Origin of the sequence: Micromonospora chaiyaphumensis (assembly GCF_900091435.1) — a bacterium.
Taxonomy (GTDB): domain Bacteria; phylum Actinomycetota; class Actinomycetes; order Mycobacteriales; family Micromonosporaceae; genus Micromonospora; species Micromonospora chaiyaphumensis.
The window spans coordinates 73,045-91,915 of sequence record NZ_FMCS01000017.1 but is presented as its reverse complement, the minus strand read 5'-3'; the positions used below and the strand labels follow the sequence as shown (position 1 = coordinate 91,915).

Annotated in this window: 19 protein-coding genes and 1 pseudogene; 10 read left to right on the top strand and 10 right to left on the bottom strand. The window is 65.7% G+C overall.

Going from position 1 to position 18,871, the window contains the following annotated elements; genetic code table 11:
* Nucleotides 1-231 precede the first annotated feature (231 nt).
* A complete protein-coding gene (locus tag GA0070214_RS30810) occupies nucleotides 232-996 on the top strand; it encodes a DUF6745 domain-containing protein (RefSeq protein WP_091270042.1) in 765 nt (254 codons plus the stop codon).
* 130 nt (nucleotides 997-1,126) lie between these two features.
* Nucleotides 1,127-1,342 carry a hypothetical protein gene (locus GA0070214_RS30805; RefSeq protein ID WP_167364367.1) on the top strand — a complete coding sequence of 72 codons (216 nt, stop codon included), beginning with the start codon at nucleotides 1,127-1,129 and terminating at the stop codon, nucleotides 1,340-1,342.
* A 78-nt stretch (nucleotides 1,343-1,420) separates the two neighbouring features.
* On the opposite strand, the gene GA0070214_RS30800 is transcribed toward GA0070214_RS30805, so the two are convergent.
* The 4 genes from GA0070214_RS30800 to GA0070214_RS30785 all read right to left on the bottom strand — a co-directional run bounded on the left by GA0070214_RS30800 (nucleotide 1,421) and on the right by GA0070214_RS30785 (nucleotide 4,101).
* The gene (locus GA0070214_RS30800) at nucleotides 1,421-2,818 is read right to left on the bottom strand and encodes a ThiF family adenylyltransferase (protein WP_091270040.1); all 1,398 of its coding nucleotides are present in this window, start codon (nucleotides 2,816-2,818) and stop codon (nucleotides 1,421-1,423) included.
* Entirely contained in the window at nucleotides 2,815-3,339 is a 525-nt protein-coding gene (locus GA0070214_RS30795) for a Mov34/MPN/PAD-1 family protein (RefSeq protein ID WP_091270039.1), read from the bottom strand. Before GA0070214_RS30795 ends, GA0070214_RS30800 begins: the two co-directional genes overlap by 4 nt.
* A complete protein-coding gene (locus GA0070214_RS32175) occupies nucleotides 3,339-3,545 on the bottom strand; it encodes a hypothetical protein (protein ID WP_208602964.1) in 207 nt (68 codons plus the stop codon). Before GA0070214_RS32175 ends, GA0070214_RS30795 begins: the two co-directional genes overlap by 1 nt.
* A gap of 271 nt (nucleotides 3,546-3,816) precedes the next feature.
* Nucleotides 3,817-4,101, bottom strand: a complete 285-nt coding sequence (locus GA0070214_RS30785) for a ubiquitin family protein (RefSeq protein ID WP_091270038.1) — start codon at nucleotides 4,099-4,101, stop codon at nucleotides 3,817-3,819.
* 166 nt (nucleotides 4,102-4,267) lie between these two features.
* Here GA0070214_RS30785 and GA0070214_RS30780 point away from each other — a divergent pair, with 166 nt between their 5' ends.
* Complete coding sequence (locus tag GA0070214_RS30780; RefSeq protein WP_091270037.1) at nucleotides 4,268-5,113, top strand: hypothetical protein; 846 nt, start codon at nucleotides 4,268-4,270, stop codon at nucleotides 5,111-5,113.
* Between the two features lie 28 nt (nucleotides 5,114-5,141).
* Nucleotides 5,142-5,720 carry a hypothetical protein gene (locus tag GA0070214_RS31640; protein WP_139141946.1) on the top strand — a complete coding sequence of 193 codons (579 nt, stop codon included), beginning with the start codon at nucleotides 5,142-5,144 and terminating at the stop codon, nucleotides 5,718-5,720.
* Nucleotides 5,721-6,185: 465 nt separating this feature from the next.
* Here GA0070214_RS31640 and GA0070214_RS30775 read toward each other — a convergent pair whose 3' ends face one another.
* Nucleotides 6,186-6,860, bottom strand: a complete 675-nt coding sequence (locus tag GA0070214_RS30775; protein ID WP_091270036.1) for an HNH endonuclease family protein — start codon at nucleotides 6,858-6,860, stop codon at nucleotides 6,186-6,188.
* A gap of 261 nt (nucleotides 6,861-7,121) precedes the next feature.
* Between GA0070214_RS30775 and GA0070214_RS30770 the strand changes: the two genes are divergently transcribed.
* The 4 genes from GA0070214_RS30770 (at nucleotide 7,122) to GA0070214_RS32045 (ending at nucleotide 10,720) form a co-directional block, all read left to right on the top strand.
* Entirely contained in the window at nucleotides 7,122-8,069 is a 948-nt protein-coding gene (locus tag GA0070214_RS30770; RefSeq protein ID WP_091270035.1) for an endonuclease/exonuclease/phosphatase family protein, read from the top strand.
* A 459-nt stretch (nucleotides 8,070-8,528) separates the two neighbouring features.
* The gene (locus GA0070214_RS30765; RefSeq protein ID WP_244167924.1) at nucleotides 8,529-9,467 is read left to right on the top strand and encodes a hypothetical protein; all 939 of its coding nucleotides are present in this window, start codon (nucleotides 8,529-8,531) and stop codon (nucleotides 9,465-9,467) included.
* Nucleotides 9,468-9,560: 93 nt separating this feature from the next.
* Nucleotides 9,561-10,424, top strand: coding sequence for an HNH endonuclease (locus GA0070214_RS30760; RefSeq protein ID WP_091270034.1), 864 nt, complete (start codon nucleotides 9,561-9,563; stop codon nucleotides 10,422-10,424).
* Between the two features lie 143 nt (nucleotides 10,425-10,567).
* Complete coding sequence (locus tag GA0070214_RS32045; protein ID WP_167364366.1) at nucleotides 10,568-10,720, top strand: hypothetical protein; 153 nt, start codon at nucleotides 10,568-10,570, stop codon at nucleotides 10,718-10,720.
* A gap of 82 nt (nucleotides 10,721-10,802) precedes the next feature.
* Here the strand turns inward: GA0070214_RS32045 and GA0070214_RS32685 are convergent, their stop codons facing one another.
* Both GA0070214_RS32685 and GA0070214_RS32680 read right to left on the bottom strand, forming a co-directional pair.
* The gene (locus GA0070214_RS32685; RefSeq protein WP_244167926.1) at nucleotides 10,803-10,967 is read right to left on the bottom strand and encodes a hypothetical protein; all 165 of its coding nucleotides are present in this window, start codon (nucleotides 10,965-10,967) and stop codon (nucleotides 10,803-10,805) included.
* A 337-nt stretch (nucleotides 10,968-11,304) separates the two neighbouring features.
* Nucleotides 11,305-11,808, bottom strand: a pseudogene (locus tag GA0070214_RS32680) (ATP-dependent DNA ligase); the annotation flags it as partial.
* Between the two features lie 669 nt (nucleotides 11,809-12,477).
* On the opposite strand from GA0070214_RS32680, the gene GA0070214_RS30750 reads away from it, so the two are divergent.
* Nucleotides 12,478-12,675 carry a hypothetical protein gene (locus tag GA0070214_RS30750; RefSeq protein WP_091270033.1) on the top strand — a complete coding sequence of 66 codons (198 nt, stop codon included), beginning with the start codon at nucleotides 12,478-12,480 and terminating at the stop codon, nucleotides 12,673-12,675.
* A 73-nt stretch (nucleotides 12,676-12,748) separates the two neighbouring features.
* Nucleotides 12,749-13,006: a hypothetical protein gene (locus GA0070214_RS30745; protein WP_244167923.1), complete on the top strand. Its 258-nt coding sequence runs from the start codon at nucleotides 12,749-12,751 to the stop codon at nucleotides 13,004-13,006.
* A gap of 942 nt (nucleotides 13,007-13,948) precedes the next feature.
* Here the strand turns inward: GA0070214_RS30745 and GA0070214_RS31635 are convergent.
* From GA0070214_RS31635 to hsdR, 3 genes are read right to left on the bottom strand one after another with little or no spacing between them, the layout of a single operon-like run.
* Nucleotides 13,949-14,794, bottom strand: coding sequence for a restriction endonuclease subunit S (locus GA0070214_RS31635; RefSeq protein WP_139141945.1), 846 nt, complete (start codon nucleotides 14,792-14,794; stop codon nucleotides 13,949-13,951).
* On the bottom strand, nucleotides 14,787-16,223 hold the full coding sequence (locus GA0070214_RS30735; RefSeq protein WP_208602963.1) for an N-6 DNA methylase: 1,437 nt from the start codon (nucleotides 16,221-16,223) through the stop codon (nucleotides 14,787-14,789). Before GA0070214_RS30735 ends, GA0070214_RS31635 begins: the two co-directional genes overlap by 8 nt.
* Nucleotides 16,220-18,667 carry an EcoAI/FtnUII family type I restriction enzme subunit R gene (gene hsdR / locus GA0070214_RS30730; RefSeq protein WP_091270029.1) on the bottom strand — a complete coding sequence of 816 codons (2,448 nt, stop codon included), beginning with the start codon at nucleotides 18,665-18,667 and terminating at the stop codon, nucleotides 16,220-16,222. Before hsdR ends, GA0070214_RS30735 begins: the two co-directional genes overlap by 4 nt.
* Nucleotides 18,668-18,871: the final 204 nt, after the last annotated feature.

The window sequence follows — 18,871 nt, the reverse complement described above, 5'->3', positions numbered from 1 at the left end:
ACCGTCGATATCAACCTGTCCACACGATCCTCATCGGAGGAAATCATGAAGCCACCCACCAGCCCGATGTCCGCACAAGCACAAGCCGTCGCCAACAGGTGGACACAGGCCGCGCTGTCCTGCGAACCCGCCGATCACGCGCGGGCCGAGGCCGCCGTCCGTCTGGCCTACCAGGCGGCAGGGCACCCCGAACCCTCCCGATTCCTCTGGTGCCCCTCTCCTCCTGCCGCCATGGAACAGCTGCACCGCGTCATCGACGACGGGCACACGTCGCTGATCACGTCGATCCGGCGCGACAACCTCAACCGCTCCCTCGCCGCCGCGCGGGCGCCGATCTGGGAGCAGACCAGCAAGCTCGACCGGTTCACCGCCCACGGGGACTTCCACCAGTTCATGGAGTGGACGGGCTACTACGGCGAACAGCGCTACGACGGCGTCGAAGCCCGCTACGACCTCATGGAGTACCCCTACCGCTGCAACCCGGTCACCGAACTCGAAGGCGCCACTCTCGCGCCGGTGCTGCACGCGGTGCGGCAGGTGTACGACCTGGTGCACTCGCCGATCTGGGCGAGCATCGACCGCAACATCACCGCCAGCTACACCCTGCTGCCCGCCAGGTACTGGGACACCGGGAGCAGCATCGTCGACCAGGACGACGAGGGACACGCCGTCGTCCGCTACTGCCTGAACCCGCGGGACTGGTTCTTCGACCCAGCCTGGAACTTCTACCCCGACTGGCTCCTCCTAGCCACCATCGACACCTACCAGCAGCTACTCGAAACCACTCCCGATCCCGCCTGGGAAGGATGCAGGGAGGTGGCGCTGGCCGCAGGGCCATGGTGGCCATTCGCCGACGTCGCGGTCATAAGCGAGCACCCCACGTCCCTGCGGGTCGATGGGCAGGGCCAGTTGCACGGCGAGGGCGAGCCGGCGGTCGTCTGGCTCGACGGCAGCCAGACGTGGGCCCGCGAGGGCAACGTCCTTCCGCCACCGTGACCAGCGGTCACGGACGCCGGGGACGTGCGGGGACCGCAGGCGGCCAACCTTTCGCACCGGGCCTGGCCGCCCGCGTGCCGCCGCGCACGGCTGCTGGATCAGCCGGGGGCAAGGTCCGGGGGCGCAGGTGTTGAGCAGGCTCTGCAGGGCGAATTCTCTCTTCCAGCACCTCGCCGTGCTGGAGAACGCCGGCCTGGTCCAGATCGAGAAGAGGTACGCCGGCCGACGTGGCCGGACCTGGGTCAGGCCCACGGACGTCGGCGACACCGCGCTCGCCGAAGAGATCGCGCCGCCGGCGCTGCTCATCGCGCGGGTCGAGACCACCCACACCCTGCAGGATTGGTAACCGCGAACCAGGCTGGCCTGTTGGTCTTCTGGCGAACGGGCGAACAACTCGGGCCGAGGAAATCGACCAACTCGTCGCCTACAACTCTCCGTGGGCATCCGCTCGCTGGTTCACATCGTCGAGGTGGTCCCACCGGCATGCCTGGGCAGTGTGTACCGCTTGTCGCAGCGGGGCGGGAAGTTGGTGGGTGCAGCCGTCGCGCGGCGGGTGCTGACGGGGTTGCAGCGGCGGCGCGTCGAGGGTGAGGTCGAGCTGCCAGTGGTTGATTCGTCCGTGCAGCGCTGCGGCGCCAGGGATGTCGCTGAGGGTGGCGGCCAGCATGAGGCCGGCGGCTGCAGAAAGGAACGGCAGGGCGGCGTCGGGGCTGTCGGGCTCGGTGGGGATGGTTGGCCCGGTGGCACAGGCCATCTTCGGCTTGGACGTGTCTGGCAGGCGGCATGCGGGACAGTCGTCGCGGTCGGGCAGGTGGCGGTGCAGTTCTGCCGTCCAGTTCGCCGAGGTGGTGGCATGCAGGAGTAGCGGTTCGCCGCGTTGCGCGGCCAGGGCGCGTACGCCGCGGGCGTTGGCCAGGGTGAGGACGACGTCGTGGCGCTGGGCGTCGTGCTGGGGCTGCCACTGGTCATACCACTGATGGTGGGGCGTCCCGCCGAGGGCCCAGGCGGTGGCGTCGGCCTTGTGCGCTGGCGTTTCGATCGGTGTGCCGTCGGGCCAGCCGGCGTGGGCGGCGGTCATGGTCATGCACCGGTTGATGTTGTGCAGCTCGACGATGTCGGCGTCGACGATGTCCCATCCGGTGCCGTCGGTGCCGAGCTGGCGGGCCCAGTAGGCCAGGGCGGAGGCGACGGCGCCGGCGCCGATGACCAGGACGGTTCCCACGTCGATCGGGCCGGATCGGTCGTCGGTGCCCGCCCGGTCGTCGGCAGTGAGTTCGATCGGGTTGAACCGGGTCGCGCGTATGGGCTGAGCGTGGACGAGGCGAAACAGTCCAGCCGCACCGAGCACCGCTGCGGTGGCCGCCCCGAACACCGAGACGGGGTCTGGAGACCCGGCGAGGGGGGCTGAGTTGATGTGCCCCCGCCCCCCGGCCCAGTCGAGGTAGAGATCAAGGTCCTTGGGGACGTCCCGGCCGAGCCCGATGGCGAGGGATCCGTCGATTGGGGCGAGCGTCGCCGAGGTGGTCAACTCGAGGACGGGGTTGATCGCGAGTGCGGTGGCGACGGCGGCGGCATGCAGGTCATTCGCTGGGACGAGGGTGGGCACGAGCAGCCGGGTGGCGGGGATGTGCACATCGATGTGGCGGTGGACGCGGGCGGCAAGGTTGATCAGTGCGAGGGTCGCCTGCTGGCCGGCCGGGGTGGTGGCGACATCGTCACCGACGATGATCCGCACCGGCCGTTCCAGGGCTTTGTCGCGGCCGCCGTACTGTCGGGTGCGGCGGTCCCGTTCGTCGTAGAAGGCGTCGCGGCGGTTGCTCATCGGTGCGCTCCGATTCCGAGAAGGGCGGGCACGACGACGAGGGCGTCGCCGGCAACGAGAACCCACCGGTCGTGCTGGTACTGGTGCAGCCCGGCGCCGTGGGCGGGCAGGAGGCTGCCCTGGCCGTAGTCGGCGACGACGAGGGAGAACATGCCCTCGTACGGCATCAGGATCAGCTGGTCGTCGCCGTCGGAGTGGCGGGTGTCGCGGCCGGGGTGGCTGTGGACCTGCGCGACGAGCCCGAGCCCGACCGCGCGGGCGGCCCGCGACGTCGAGGCCACGGCCTGTTCGGCGACGAACACGCCACCTGGGTGGTGCTTGGTGGGCGGGGCGGCGACGGCGATCACCAGGGTGTCGGCGCCGACGTTGCGGCCGATCCAGAAAACCAGGCCCTCGTGGGAGCGATGGTCGCCGCTGCTGGCTTGTAGCGCCGCGCGGGTGGGGGCGAGGACGTGCTCGGCGACGAGCAGCCGGCCGCTGGCCGGACCGGTGGGTAGCGGGGTACGGCGGTGCACGGCCATCAGCTCATCCCCGGGCTCAGGGTCAGGTGCAGGTGGATCTGGCTGAGCATGTCCGCCAGGGTGTCGGCCTTGGTGTAGCCGGCGCCGGCCGTCTTCCAGTTGGTCAACGCACCCCAGTCGGGGTGGGGTCCGCCGTGCTCGGCGTATGCCAGGCGGTTCCACGGGGCGCAGATCAACCGGTTCGGGTGGAAGATGGAGCCCGGCACGACGGGGCTACCGCCAGGCTGTGGGAATGGTGCCGCCGATCCGCCGGCGGAATCGGTGAAGCGCCACGCCGGCGGGACCGCGGGGTACCCGGACAGATCCGCCGTGATCCGTACCAGGGCGCCGGAGCCGGGGTGTACGGCGCCGACGATGAGCAGCGGCTCCGCGTCCCCGTTGAGGTCCACGGTCCAGCCTGGGCGGCGGGCCGCCCAGGCTTGCGCCGCCGGAAGCTCCGAGGCGATCACGGTGCGTGTGACAACCGTGGGGATCACGTCAGACCCCGCCGCCAACATCAACCAGGTGCAGCTGGTCGCCGTCGCGCACCTGCGCGCCTGCCAGGGTCTTGTCCCGGTCGAGCACCACCTGGTCGTCGGTGGCCAGCGACGGGTTGCCGGCCTGGTAGCCGAAGGCGTCGGCGACCTGCCGCGCGGCCTCACCCACGGTGTCGTTGCGCCGGAACTGGAACGTCTTGGGCTCCGGCGAGCGCGGCGCGAACACCGTCACCGTAATGAGCGGGCCGCCCGGGTGCGGCTTCTTCTCCTCGATCTCCGTGGTCATGAACGTAGCTCTCCGTTTCCTCGTGGGGCGTCCGCCCCGCCGTCCGCGCCCCGCGCGGTTTCATCGGGCTCAGTTAAACCGATGATCGAAGGCGTGTCAATCTTCTCAGCGGCCGGCCGGGCGGGGCAGCGCGGCGGTCGGCACCGCGGCCTGGGATGCTGGACCTGTGCGGATCGAGCTGTCCGGGCGGCACCCCTTCCTGCGAGCCGAGCTGTCGGTGCACGACCGCGCCGCCGACCGGGCCGTCGTGCTCGACGCCCGACGACTACAGTTCGCCGGCCCCCTGGAGCTGGCCGCCATGGTCACGCTGGCGACGACCGCCGCCCATGGCGGTGCCGACGTCACGTTCCTCATGCCCGAGAGCGACGACGTCGCTTCCTACATCCAGCGCATGAACGTCGTCGAGTACATCGAGCCCATCGCCACGATCACGGGAGCGCTCGCCACCCAGCGGCGCAACGACTGCTCCCAGCGACTACTCGAGGTCACGGCGGTGTCGCCCGCCAACGGCAACGAGGTCGCTGCCACGCTCGGCCGGATGACGGAGGACCAACTGCACCCCCGTGCCGCCAGCGCGGCGTTCAGGAGCATCGGAGAACTCATCGACAATGCCACCACCCACGGCGAGAGTCCTCTCGGAGCGTTCGCGGCCGCTCAGCTCTACAGTGGAGCCACCAGCCGGCGAGCCGGCTTTGAGTTCGCCATCTGCGACACCGGCGTGGGCGTCCTTGAACACCTTCGGACCAACTCCCTCTACGAAAAGGTCGCTGATCACAAAACCGCGCTCGACCTCGCGTTGCGGTACGGCGTGACCGGTGCCCTGGAAGGCCGCGGACACGGGCTCACGGATCTTCGCGAGCAGGCCCGCCGCGACGGCGTCGGCCGCCTGATCCTTCGCAGCGGCGACGCCATCGCCAGCGTCGTTGTGCGGCGGAACCGTACGGTGACCTGCGAGACAGTCGGCACCCCGATCAGCGGAACCTGGGCGTGGCTACGCGTCCGGGTTCCGTAACAGTCCGTGGCGTGTTTCAATCAGTCACGTGAAACGGGAACCCGCCGCACCGCTCACCTACGCCGTCAGCGCGCACGGAGACTTCCTCGCGACCCGAGGCGTCGCTAGGACAGCCCTCCGCGATCTGGAAGATCGCATCTCCTTCGGCGCTGCCACGCACGTCGTCATTGACTTCACCGTCGTCAAGGCGATGACGATCAGCTTCGCTGACGAATTTCTTGGCCGATATTATTCGGCGCTCGCGGCGAACGACAGGCCACCAACAACCGTCCTGCTGACTGGACTCAACGAGGAGAACCAAGAGACGGTAGCTGTTTGCCTCGAACGTCGGGAATTATTCGCTGCCGAGGTGGACCACGGCCACATAACGCTCATCGCCGCCTCGGAAGTCCTGGACCAGACCTTCGAAGTTGCCGCAGAACTCCATCGATTCACCGCGACCGACCTTGCCGAACAACTCAGCATCTCCGCGCCCAACGCCAACAACCGACTTAAGCGACTCGTTGCAGCTCGAGCACTCATACGCGAGCGAGGAATTGCCGAGCGCGGCGGCAAGGAATTCACCTACTCGCTACCGTTGCTGCCTTCCACTGCGGGAATTCTATAAGTGTCCGGCATCGGTGCCCGCGAGGACGAGGCTTAACTCACCTTCGGTCTCTGAGGCGCGGGAAACTGTCAAGTTAGGCTGTCGCGGCAGTCGAACTCGCCGTGTCGGTCGTGCACCCAGCTGAGCCATTGATCCACCAGCGCCACGGTCCACGGCTCCATATGTCCATCCGCGAGATCCCCGTGAGGCCACGCCACCCTTCTGCTATAGATCCAAGGCTATTGAACGGCCGCCACTCACCCGTGCGGACGGCGCGGCCACCTGGCTCGCCCGCCGCGACTGTCGTCGCAGTCGGCGGCGGGTGGCGGATGAGGCGGCAAGCCTGGGGTTGAATTCGCCGCCCGTTGACCACGTCACTGGCATCCGGCCATATGCCTCCTCGCCTCGGAAGCCCGCACGTGCTTTCCAGTCGCAGGCCGCCCGGCGGCAACCTCGGGGCTATGAGTGCGCGGACTCCCTGGGGCGTCAGGAGCTGCAGGTGTTCAGCATGCTCTGCAGGGCGGACTTCTCCGACGACTGCAGGGCCAGACCCCAGGTGTACTTCACGGTGATCCACATTTTGCTGTAGGTGCACCGGTAGGACGACAGGGGCGGCTGCCAGGTGGAGGGGTCCTGGTCGCCCTTGGCCTGGTTGACGTTGTCGGTGACGGCGATCAGCTGCGGGTGGCTGAGGTCGTTGGCGAAGCTCTGCCGCCGGCTGGTGGTCCATCCGTTGGCACCTGAGCGCCATGCCTCGGCGAGGGGCACGACGTGGTCGATGTCGACGTCGGCGGCGGCGGTCCAGGTCGCGCCGTCGTATGGGCTGTACCAGCGGCCGGACACGGCGGCGCAGCTGCTGTCGGTGACGACGGAGGTGCCGTCGCGCTTGAGGACGGTCTCGCGGGTGTTGCAGGTGCCGCTGATGGTGATCCAGTGGGGGAACAGGTCCCGGGAGTACCCGCTCGTCGAGCCCTCGGACTTGACGGTGAGAGCGTTGAGCTGCGACTGGGCGGTCGCCTTGGACGGGATGCCGGGAGGTGTGGCGAGGGCTGGCGCAGCGTCGACGGCGAGTAGGTAGGCGCCGGCCAGGGCCACTGTGGCTAGGGCGGTAAAGGCTCGCCGCCGTAGTGAGGTTCGGGGGGACGGTCGGGTGACGGGCATGAAGGCCTCCTCGGCAGCGCGATGAACAGCGACCATCTCGGCCGATCATGTCCATCGAAGGTCGCCTTTGTGAAGAGGGAAAGAGGCTTCTGCGAATACTGGCCCGGACCAGCCTCCTTGCGCCGGCACCGGTGGCCGGGCGGGCGTGTCTGTTACTGCTGGCTGGTTGGTGCGTGTCGACATGGCGACGGGGCGGCGCCCGCGGCTGCAGCGGCGTCTTACAGTGCGACTCTCAGCTGGTAGCGCACGCTTGGAGCGACGGTGGCCAACGACCTGATCGTCATGACGTGGAACGTGGAGAACCTGTTCCGACCCGACAACACCGACACGTCGGCGGCAGAAACGTACGCCGCGAAGCTCGCCTATCTCGCCGGACTCATCTCGGGCACGGGCGCCGACGTGGTCGCCCTCCAGGAGATCGGCTCCCCGACAGCGGCCGAAGACCTCCGGGCAGCCCTCGGCGAGCCCTGGCAGGCGATCGTGTCCTCCCACCCGGACAGCCGCGGCATCCGCGTGGCTGTCCTCGCCCGCCACGCCCTCACCGAGGAAGCGCAGATCGTCGCGCTGCCGCAGGCAGGGCTGCCTGCGGTCCCCGACGTTGACGGCGGGACCCTCACACACCTGGGCCGCGGCGCGGTCCAGGTGCACGTCGACTGCGGCGGCCCCGGGTTACGGCTGCTGACCGCCCACCTCAAGAGCAAGCTGCTCACCTACCCCGGCGGGCGGCGCTACCCCCGCACCGAAGACGAACGCGCCCGCGGCGCCGGCTACGCCCTGCTCCGCCGCACCGCCGAGGCCGTCGCGCTGCGCGTGCACCTCAACGACGTCCTTGCCGCAGCCGCCGTCGACGGGCAGCCGGGCATGCCGACGATCCTGTGCGGCGACCTCAACGACGGACCGGACGCCGTCACCACGGTGCTGCTCGAGGGCCCCGCGGACGGGGACGTCGACCGCCCGGACAAGGGCGACGCGGTCCGGCTGTACAACCTCGGACGACGCCTACCGCCAGCCCGCGCCTACTCCCGCATCTACCAAGGCCGCGGCGAACTCATCGACCACATCCTGGCCACCCGCGACCTCCAGCTGCGCCTGGTCAGCATCGACTCGCTCGTCGACGACATCACCTCCATCGGCGCCTCCACCCGCAGCCGGGAAGCGGTCGTTGTGCCGGATCACGCGCCGGTCGTCGCTCGATTCACCAGCCCGTAGCGCAAAGGGGCGATCGGGACAGGGTCGGCCAGTCGAAGGATCGGCTACCCGCCGGGATCAGCCGATTCAATGAGTTCCTAACAGGGCGGCCGTCCTCCGGCAGTAGCCCCGCCCGTCAACGTGGTCAACAGGCAAGGAGTCGCTTCGCGCTCCGATCGGTCGAGCAACGACGAAGGGCGGGTGCCGGACCCCAAGATCCTCACACCGCCGGCCGGACGATCCAGGGACCTTGATGGCGACCCCTAGCTTGAATGTCGGTGTGGATAGAGGTCCGCCGTCAGCTTCGGCTCGGCATCCCCCAGCTTGGCAACTGCTGGCCGCTCACTGTGGTCTCGTGATGGCACACTTGCCCTGAGTGATCGTCCGTCCCTTGTCGGCGCTGCAGTCAGCGGGCTGCCTGTTGGCCACGAGCCGAGGCGGGCCGCCGCCGACACCACCCGCTCATACAGGAGAACCGCCGTGCCTGACGTGCCCCCCGACGAAACCCCTGACAACGACTTCGATGACTTCGAGGACCCTGGCGACGAGGAGTCGGGTGGGGTCAGGATCCCAGTAAGCCACAACCCGGCTGGCAACCCGTTTCCCCGGTTCAACTTTTTCGCTCCCAACCTGAGCTTCTTAGATGAGCAAATCCGGCGCAGCTTGGCCGGCCTCGTGCCCAAGGTGGACGTCAAGTGGACCCCGGATATGTCCGCGCATTTCCGCGGCCTGATATTCCCGGACCTGCGACAGACCATGGCCCCGCTCTTCGAACAGATTCGGGAGTGGATGCCCCCGAACTGGCCGACCGGCATAGATCACAAGCAGGTGGTCACGGTCTTCCAAGACGAAGGGCTGCCGATTGTGTGGGTGCCCCGACGCGAGATCGTGGAGGAGATGCTGGCCGCCCCCGACCGGGACGCGCGGATTCAGATTCTGCTGGCACGCACGACCGAGGTGGTGGAGGATTGCCGGGAGGTCCTCACCGCCGTCACCCACCCCCGGCTGGCCGGGCAACTGCCGTTGGTTGCCAAGGCCATCGACGCGTTCGGCGCCGGACACCAGGAGGCCGCGCAGGCACTGGCTGTGGTAGCCACGGAGACCGTGGTGGCCCGAGCGCTGGGCGGCTACAAGGCGGTCAAGCAGCAGGTGTCGTTTGACCCGGAGCGGGTGACCATCAGCCAGCTACGGCTGCGGGCCGCCCTCGCTCCGATCGGCGTCTTCTACACCACCTGGTATCCGAGCTCCGGCACACCGGCCCCTACAGAGTTGAGCCGGCACGTCACCGTCCACCAAGCCGACCTCAAGCACTACACCCCTGGCAACGCCGTGGTGGCGGTACTGCTGGCCGCCTCGGTGATCCGGGCCATCCAGGAGTTGTACGAGATCGTCGATCGGCAGGGGCAGGCCAATCCCTAGTATCGGGCGGGACTAGCCAGGGCGGAAGCGGGCGGCCCTCGCTGCCGGAAGAGTTGAGCAGCACCGACAAGGATGAGGGAGTAGCCTTCCCAGATGCGGAGAACGGCACCTGAGTCGATGTCTGTTCTGCTTCCCAGCGGCCGAAGCCTCGATATGGCGATCCGACCGCCAGACACCGCAGAATCGGCAGCGATCACGCTGATCGAGACGCTAAACCCGCGCTTCTTTAACGACTGCCCCATATGCGGCGATCCTGCAACAAATGACGAGCACGTCCCACCAGCGCGGCTGGGCGGCCGGGTAATGACGCGCACGTGCGCGCCGTGCAACAACCGGCTCGGAAGTTTCGTGGAAGCCGATCTTGTGGACTGGATTGAGGATGCGATCACGATCCCCTACTTCCGGTCAGAAGGCGTCAGGGGTCGGCGTCGGGCCGGACGCATCCTTTTTCGGACAACACCAGAAGGAGAGTTCGTCCTGGTGGTCGATGGCTCCAGCCATCCCGACATCGCCGCCATGCTGGCATCCGGTGAAGTGGATCTTGAGGCATGCCGTCCGGACCGCAACCGATACACGATCGCCCTGCTGAAACAGGCGTACCTGGCTGCGTGCCTGAAGTTTGGCATCCTGGAAAACGATGCGCTCGCACAGGTCCGCCGCGATCTCCTGGCCGCCCGTGACGCTGGCAGCAAACACAAGGTCCCGCCGAGTTCCCTAGCCCTTGGGCTTACCGTTCTTCGGCGATACCAGCCTCTGCACTCCGCTGTTGCGCCCGTCGTTCGGGCCGTGCTTCACGAAGACGCCGGGCCGATTGAGGGTGTCCTCCTCGCTGGCAGGACGTTCGTTTCCTGGTCATCGACGCTCGCCGTGAAGGTACCCGCACCGGTCGACCGACTAAACCGCAGACTCCACGTAGGTGTCCCCGAGAAGGGAACGGTGACATGGCTAAACCAGTAGCGTTTTCATGTGCGTAGAGTCCCGCTTGCTGGGCCAGTGCCTGTTGCCCTCCTCCCGTTCGGTGCGCTGGCAAGCGTCTATGCGGTGGCCATCGCCCACCCGCTCAGGCGCAGAGGTAGTGGAAGCGGCCACTAGATGCCCGGATGTGGTTCCTGTGCGTCGGGCTGTTCCTCGTGTTGCTGGCAGTCGGGTACCTCGGCCGGCTCACGGGCACGTTCGGCGCTGCACCGGGCTGGGCGCTAATGGCCCTGGCGTTCACGCTCTTCGCGCTCGGCCTCGTCAGGTACGTCGCCTGATCCATAGTCACTCTCGCAAGCCCAGATCCAAGATTCACATACGGCTGGCTCTCGCCTGAAGATGTCGCCGCCGATGTGCACCTCAGCCAGCCGGTATTCCGAAGGGGTCGTCGCCCTCGCCGAGGAGTAGCGGCACGTCGTAGATTGACGTGTCCGGTCGGGTCCGCGCGTAGCGGACCCGGTGGCGCCACCGTTGGTGCTCGAACGCGACGTCGGCGTCGATCTCGGCCACCACGACTGGGTCCACCTGTACATACGGCAAGGGTTCGGGTCGCTCCAGTTGGCCGGACCAGGATGCGGGCAGCGGCTGCGGCCATGAGTGGGCGATCGTGCCGGGGCGTGCAAGGCGCGGTGGTGTGAGCAGCGCCGCCAGCTCCGTGGCCTGGCCGGTGGTGAGCGGGTGGGAGCGGCCGGTGTAGCGCAGTCGTCCCCGCCGGTCGAGCCGACCGAGCAGTACGGTTTCCGTGGTTACGGATGCTGCCGGTGACTCCGCCGACGATGGCGTTCGTAACGATGCGGGTGCGGAACTTTGACCAGCCGCGGCGGCCGGGCTCGTACCGGCCGGCCAGCCGCTTGCTGACCACGCCTTCGATGCCCGCCGCGACGGTCCAGTGCAGGAGCCAGTCCGACACCTGCCGCATGTCGGCCGTCTGTGGCGTCAGGGTCAGCTGCGCCGGCGCGACGGCGAGCAGCTGCTCCAGCCGGGCCCGACGCTGAGACAGGGGTAGGTCCAGGATCGCTCTGCCGTCGGCGTCGGCGAGCAGGTCGAACAGCACGTAGTGGGCGGGGCACTCGCGGGCCAGGCGTAGGAGGGCTCGGCCGGCGGTGACGCGCCGCTGCAGTTGGGCGAAATTGGTGCGGCCTCGTTCCCAGACGATCAGTTCGCCGTCGAGCACGACGCCCGGTGGGATGGCCGCCCGGATCGCGCGGGTGATGTCCGGGAAGTAGGGGGTCAGGTTCCGGCCGGCCCGCGACTGCAGGTACACCCCATCCGCCTCGCGGAAGGCGATCGCCCGCCACCCGTCCCACTTCGGCTCGTGTACCAGGCCGGGCCCCTCGGGTACGACGTCCACCGGCGCCGCGAGCATCGGCGCGACCGGCCGATGCAGCGCTGGCTCCTCCCCGGCACTCCCCTGCGGACCGGCTGGCATCACCTCCAGGCCCCACCACTCCGGCCGCAAGTGCCCCTCATCCCCCACCCCCCTTCACGTCATGATCGAAGAACCGGAGGCCGGCAGGGGTGGAGATCCGCCACAACGAATAACCCGACGCGCCACAGGCGGGTCGGTGGTGGATCTCCAGCAAAGGAGGATCCCTTACTCCGTGACCCGTGCACCTCGGCCAGACTCGCCGGCCCATTACGAGTAGCTGCCACAGCGGTCGGGTGGACCGGGAGGTTGGAGCCAGGCGGCGCCAGTCAGGAAGCCTGCGAGACAACCGCTGGTCGCGGGGGTGCTAGCACATCCGGCCATGATCAGGGCGTTTTGCACAGCGCCGAAGTTCTCCACAACGCCAAGCCGCGGGCTGGCGAACTGCTGGCGGTGCGGCGAACCTCAACAGGTCGACGAGGTCGCCCTGAGGCTGCTGGCCACGGCCACGTGCAGGTGGAGCAGCCCCAGCCGCAGGCCACCGACACCCGGTCCCCGCAGCCGTGCAGGTCACGCTGCGGGGACCCCTCCTTCTCGATCCGTCCAAGGCGGCGGGGGTGATCGGTCGAGCTCGGGCCTGGCGCTCGCCGATCCCCTACGGTCGGAGGTGTGGAGGTGCTGCTGCGCGGGGGGCCGGGTGACGGCCAGGTGGTCTCCGGCGGCGGGGAGACCGTCGTGTGGCAGGCCTGCTTGTACGAGATCACGCCGGAGTTTGCCCGACGGTGCGGGCGTGATCTTCGGGTGTATCGACACCGCCAGGACTGCTGCGAGCCCTACGGCCGGGGCGCGGAGGACCGCTGCGAATGACCCTTCGCGAGGGGCGCGAGACACGCTCGCCATCCGAGCCACCCGGCAGATCGAACGTATGTACGATCGCGGGGTGCAGGAAGTGGTACGGCGGTGGTGGAACGGTGTCTGGGGGCGCCTGACCCGGCGCGACGTGTGGCTGGTCCGCGAGACGCGCTGGACGGTAATGGCCCGGGCTGGGGACACGGAGTCCGGGAAGGTGCTGCGCTGGGAGTTCGACTCGGAGCCGGAGGCCGTGCAGATGGTTGATCGTCTGCTGCGCGCCGACACCGCCGGTCGGTGGCGGGAGCAGGACCGCGGCACTCCCCCGCCAGCTGCTGGCACCCGGTGAGGCACGCCGGGCCACGGAATGACAATTATTGGGTACACCTGCCGCTAACTCAGGCACGGCTCTTCAGTTACGCCACCGGTCGAAACAACCGCAGCGGCTTTCCAGGTCCGGGCGGCCCACGTCATCGTGATCAGTGGACGAGGGCAGCTAGACGTCCTGGTTTGCGCCTTCATCACGTTGTACGAAGTCGTGGTGCACAACGATGTTCCCCGGTGTGGCTCCGGTCAGCGCCGCCCGCGCGTACGCCGCGCTGAGGAACGGCGACCGCGCCGTCGCCGGGATCCGCACCGCCGAGGACGCCTGGGACACCGTCGAGCCCGACGCCGTCGACGAGCCGGGCGGCATCTGTACGTTCAGCCGGCGCGGACGCTGTACTACGGTGCCGACGCCCTCGCCTGGCTGCCCGGTCACACCGACGAGGCCGCCGCGCACGAGGACCGGTCAAACCCGTCGTGGGCGTTCGGCGACGAGGCCGAGTCGCGGGCCGACTTGGCGACCGCCAGCGTCGCATCGCGGGACGTCGCGGGCGCCACCGACGCACTCGCGCCGGTCGTGGAGCCGGTTCCCTGAGCAGCGAATGAACGGCATCGTGCATTCCGCGCAGCGCGTACACGAGGCCGTCACCCGGGCCGGCCTCGCCGACGACACATCCGACCTCATCGAGCAGATCGAGGACTTCACGCACATGCCCCCTCAAGGCGCTGCCCCGGTATGGCGGGACTGGCAAGCCCCGTTACCTAATGAGTCTCGAACGGCCCGCCGTGGCCGACGGGGATGCCTGTTCCGCAGCGACGGCCCGGCCAGCGCGTTGCCGATCGTCGGCGACGACCCACTGGCCGTGCTTCGACAGCCGCGACATGGCCCTCGCACAGGCGATGGGTTTCGGATCTTACCGAAGCCAGTCACGCCAAGACCATCAGGTTGCAGTTTGAACCTGGGCAATTACGCAGTTACAAGATCGACAAACGCCTGACTAAGGCTGGCTTGCGCATTTGTTCGCTCAGCCTGCATTCGATTCACCAAAGAAACCGCGCTGCGCACCTTCCCCGCAATCTGCTCTTGCTCTTCAAGCGGCGGCAATGGCACCACCAGGGCTTTGATCTGCCGACCGTTGATGCCAATGTTTCCAGCGGTTGTTGCCGCTACGGCTTCAATCTGTCGTCTCACCGCTGAGGAACCCATGGCGACGCGGAGGTAGTCGTGACGCACCGAGATTGCCCTCATCAAAATCAGCTTGTCAGGATGCAAAGTAGGTCTTGGGACTTCGTCCGGCACCTGTGCAACACGTCCGACTAAGCCCAGGCTGCCACTAAACCGGCAAGCGAGCAGATCACCCGGCTGAATCATGAAGGGCTCTGCTTGCTCCGAGCCAACGACAACATATTTAATGTCATTTAGGTCGACGTAGCCATCTTTGCGAGAAGTGCCCGCGCTAATGCGCAGTAAGGGATAGCCGTCCCCATTAGTATTTGGACTTGCAGAACAACCATTTCTGCAGTGGCTTAGCAAGTCACCCAGATAGGCCAAAGTCCATCGACTCGGAAGGTCAGCGAACATCGGGTGCCCCGCGTCCACCGGACCCATGGTGCTTTTTAGATCCAACGCCTGGCGTTGCGCAAGGATGAGCTTCAGAAGGTCGAAGCCGGAATTTTGGGCACCCGAGGAGATTGTTAGCTTGCCGGCGACGGCAAGCTCGACGAATGTTTGGCGCAGATGTTCAAACGCGCCTGGAGTTTCCAGAAATGGCTCAAGATTTTCGATGTAACTCCTCAGCTGGTCTCTATTCATCCTTCAGTCCTTCCCTGAGAAGGTCCTGCACCTCGTTGAGAGTGATCAGGAATGCCGCTCTATGGCTCCGATACTGGGTGAGAGCGACCTTTGGGTCCACCCTAGAGCCCTCGGCACCGCTGGGATTGCGCACGTCTAGATTGTAGTTGCGCGCTTTGATTTCATCAATCGAGACGCGCCACGCGTTAGGGCCTTCAGATCGATTAGCCCACCAGTCGCGCTCAACCTGAAACTCGGACGCAAGGATTGGCCTGCTCTTGCTGTAAGCCTTCATTCCCTTCGGGAGAGGGTGCTCGAAATACCAGATCTCCTTTGTCGGCTCACCTTTGTCGAAGAACAGCAGGTTGGTAGCGATTGTTGTATACGGAGCGAAGGCGCTGTTAGGGATACGAACTATTGTGTGAAGGTTGCACTCGTCGAGAAGTTGCTGCTTGATGCGAGTCTTAACACCTTCCCCGAACAAACTTCCATCAGGCAGTACAATGCCTGCACGGCCACCAGGCTTCAGGAGCCGCATGATCAACACAAGGAAAAGATCAGCCGTCTCCCGCGTGCGAAGCCCGCGAGGAAAATTTTGCTCTACCCCGGGTTCTTCGGTCCCACCAAAAGGCGGATTGGTGACGATTACATCCACGCGGTCAGTTGGGCCATAGTCTCGAAGCGGACGAGTGAGCGTGTTTGCCCGCCGAACAGTGGTGGGCGAGTTGATACCATGCAGGATCATGTTGGCGAGGCAGAGAAGATGAGGCAGCTGCTTCTTCTCGATACCTTTAATGGACGCCTGCAAGGTGAATTCGTCTTCTGGCGACTTAACGTGTCGACGCTTGCTATTAATGGCGTTTACGAGGAACCCTCCAGTTCCGCATGCGGGATCGAGAACGACTTCCTCCAAGGTCGGATCAATCATCTCGACAATAAACTCGGTCAACGCCCTCGGCGTGTAGTACTCACCGGAGTTTCCAGCGCCTTGCAGGTCCTTTAGAAGCTTCTCGTACAAGTCATTGAACTGATGGCGGTCAGTTTGCGCATTGAAGTCAATACCATTGATCTTGTTGATCACCTGCCTCAGCAGCGTACCGCTCTTCATGTAGTTGTACGAGTCTTCGAAAGCTTCACGAACGATCAAAGTACGAGGGTTGTCCGACGATGGCAACTGTCGCAGTCCCGGGAACAGATCGTTGTTGACGAAGTCATTCAAACTGTCGCCGGTCAGGCCCTCTGGGTCCGCAGCCCAGGATCGCCACTGGTATCGCAACGGAATTGCTGGCAAGTAACTCTCGTCCAGCAGCTCAAGCTCTCGCTCGGTGTCATCGAGGATCTTCAAGAAGATCATCCACACAAGCTGGCTCAAGCGTTGAGCGTCGCCGTCCACGCCTTGATCCTGACGCATCACGTCCTGGATAGACTTGATAAGAGTGGACGAGATCACAATTCCTCCTGGTACAGCGTCTGCTGAAGCTCGCGTACGGCCGTGAAGTAGCTGGCTCGACTGCCGAATAGTCCGATGGTCTCAAGGGGACGCCCGATCGAGCTGAAGGGCTCGACGAGTAGGATCCTGACGTCATCGAGGGGCCGGGCGCCTCCTTCGACGTATTTGGCAATTAAACCGTCAACCACCATACGCATCTGGCCCTGGTACCTGGCGAGGTATCCGGACGCTTTGACATGCTCGGCCCGTTGCTGGCGGGTGAGCGCTGTCTTCCCGTAGCCGACGTTCAACGCGACGTCGTAGGGATCCATTTCCGGGGCAATCTGGTCAGCCAGATCCTCAACCGGGATCCCTGAGTTCGCCAGCTGGTCCAGAAAGTCGCTTGGTTTGGCGGCGGCAGTCCACGCCTCGGTGAACGCTTCGCGAGTTGGATACTGCTCCAGCAGCTTAGCGTGGACAAAATCCTTCAGCTTGGCTGCCAGCAGTTTGCCGTCGGCGCCAACCATCTGAACCTGCTCGTCGATGATCGAGACTGGGATTCCGCTGACCACGTAACGCTTCCGGCGAGGCTTACGCCCTCCGGGGCGCTCGATCCACTCGTCCGAACCGTCCTCCTCATCTTCGTCACCGCGCTCGTCCACGTCGTCGAGGTTGTTGACTGCGTCACCCATGTCGCCGTCTAGGGGCATCTCGTAGACCTTGACCGGCTCGCCGTCGAAGGTTGGATCTGCGAAGTGACGAGTGACGTTCTTAAAGTCGAGGATGACAAAGAACCACTTGCCGTAGTCCTCCCGCACGCGCGTTCCGCGGCCGATCATCTGCTTGAAGTCGGTCAACGACTCGACCCGGCTATTCATAACGATAAGTTTGCAGGTCTGAGCATCGACACCCGTTGCCAGGAGCTTCGACGTGGTCGCGATGACTGGGTACGGACTCTCAGGGTCGATGAAGTTGTCGACCTCCTGCTTACCTGCCTGGTCGTCGCCGGTGATGCGCATAACGTAGCGAGAGTCATTGCGGACCTCGTCTTCGTTCAGATTGACCAAGGCGCGGCGCATTCGGTTGGCGTGAGGGACGTCGTCGCAGAACACGATCGTCTTGGCGAATCGGTCGGTATCCCGCAAATAATCCGTGATTCGCTGCGCAACGGCCTTGTCCAGCTCGGGCAGGATCAACTCATTTCCGATGTCAGCCTCGGTGTACTGCTTGTCAGGGATCAGCTGGCCCTTATCGTCCTGCTGCCCCTCCGCTGGACGCCAACCAAAGGTATCAACGTTCGTGGCGACCCGGATGACTTTGTACGGCGCCAGGAATCCGTCGTCGATGCCCTGCTTCAGCGAGTACGTGTACAGCGGCTCACCGAAGTACTCGATATTGCTGACTTCCTTAGTCTCCCGCGGCGTGGCAGTCATCCCCAGCTGGACGGCCGAGCCGAAGTACTCCAGGATCCTGCGCCAGGCGCTGTTCTCGCCAGCACTGCCGCGATGGCACTCGTCGACAATCACCAGGTCGAAGAAGTCGGGCGAGAACTGCTTGTAGACGTTGTCAACCTCTTCGGTGCCTGTCACCGCCTGGTACAGCGACATGTACACCTCGAAGCTCTTGTCGACCGCCTTGGTGTACTCCCCCGATTCGTCGGCACTCATGACCTTGGTGATGGTCCTGTGAGAGCTGCTCAACTTCGCCATGCGTCCCTTGAACATGGAGAAGTCATTCATCATCGTTTGGTCGATCAAGATGTTGCGGTCGGCCAGGAAGAGGACCCTTGCTTGCCCCTTGGTGGGGTTGATCGTCTTGAAGGCTTGCATGAAACGCCAGATGACCTGTGCTGCGGTGTAGGTCTTGCCGGTGCCCGTTGCCATAATCAGTAAGAGCCGACGTTGACCGGCGGCGATGGCTTCCATGGTCCGGTTGACAGCGATGCGCTGGTAGTAGCGCGGACGCCGGCCAGACCCGTCGTCGTAGAAGTCGGTTGAGATGACCGGGACCTCCTCGTCGGAGATGCCCTTCCACTGCTTATACAAGTCCCAGAGGACTGCGCGCGAGGGGAACTGGTCGAGCTGAATCTCCTCTTCAACCGGTGATCGCAGCCCTGTTCGGTCATGCCACACGAAGGAGTCGCCGTTACTGGTGAAGACCGAAGGGACATCGAGCTGCTCGGCGTACTCAAGGGCTTGACCCATGCCGTCACCAGGCTCGTGGTTGTTGTCCTTCGCCTCGACCACAGCGATCGGAAGGTTAGGCTTCCACTCCAGCAGGTAGTCGACCTTCTTGGGCTTCTTGCGTACGCCCTTCTTGCCCACGACCTGTATTCGACCGGCCGAAAAGTAGTAAAACTCCTCGCGGAAGGAGTCCGTCGGCCACCCGGCGGTGGTCAGGGCAGGCGTGATGTACCGAGTGCGGATCTCCGCCTCGGTGAGCTGGGACTTGTCCGGGTCGCTCACGGCGCCGATCCTACGGAGGACCCCCGACTGTTCCTCTCGAGGACTCACCCCACGGGGTCTGCCATGTAGCGGACAGGGCAAGCCTCTTGGGAGAACGGCGGTACTCAGGTCGCTACGACTCAGGGTCGCCTCAGGGTCGCCTGACGCCGGAGGGCTTTCCGGCATGTCCTCAACGGCGGCCTCCGGCCGCCGCGCGAGCCGCTT

Excerpts from the sequence above, each read along its gene's own strand:
- GA0070214_RS30810 (WP_091270042.1), top strand. The coding sequence starts at position 232 with ATGGAACAGCTGCACCGCGTCATCGACGACGGGCACACGTCGCTGATC.
- GA0070214_RS30800 (WP_091270040.1), bottom strand. The coding sequence starts at position 2,818 with ATGAGCAACCGCCGCGACGCCTTCTACGACGAACGGGACCGCCGCACC.
- GA0070214_RS30795 (WP_091270039.1), bottom strand. The coding sequence starts at position 3,339 with ATGGCCGTGCACCGCCGTACCCCGCTACCCACCGGTCCGGCCAGCGGC.
- GA0070214_RS30785 (WP_091270038.1), bottom strand. The coding sequence starts at position 4,101 with ATGACCACGGAGATCGAGGAGAAGAAGCCGCACCCGGGCGGCCCGCTC.
- GA0070214_RS30775 (WP_091270036.1), bottom strand. The coding sequence starts at position 6,860 with ATGCCCGTCACCCGACCGTCCCCCCGAACCTCACTACGGCGGCGAGCC.
- GA0070214_RS30760 (WP_091270034.1), top strand. The coding sequence starts at position 9,561 with ATGCGGAGAACGGCACCTGAGTCGATGTCTGTTCTGCTTCCCAGCGGC.
- GA0070214_RS32045 (WP_167364366.1), top strand. The coding sequence starts at position 10,568 with ATGTGGTTCCTGTGCGTCGGGCTGTTCCTCGTGTTGCTGGCAGTCGGG.
- GA0070214_RS31635 (WP_139141945.1), bottom strand. The coding sequence starts at position 14,794 with ATGAATAGAGACCAGCTGAGGAGTTACATCGAAAATCTTGAGCCATTT.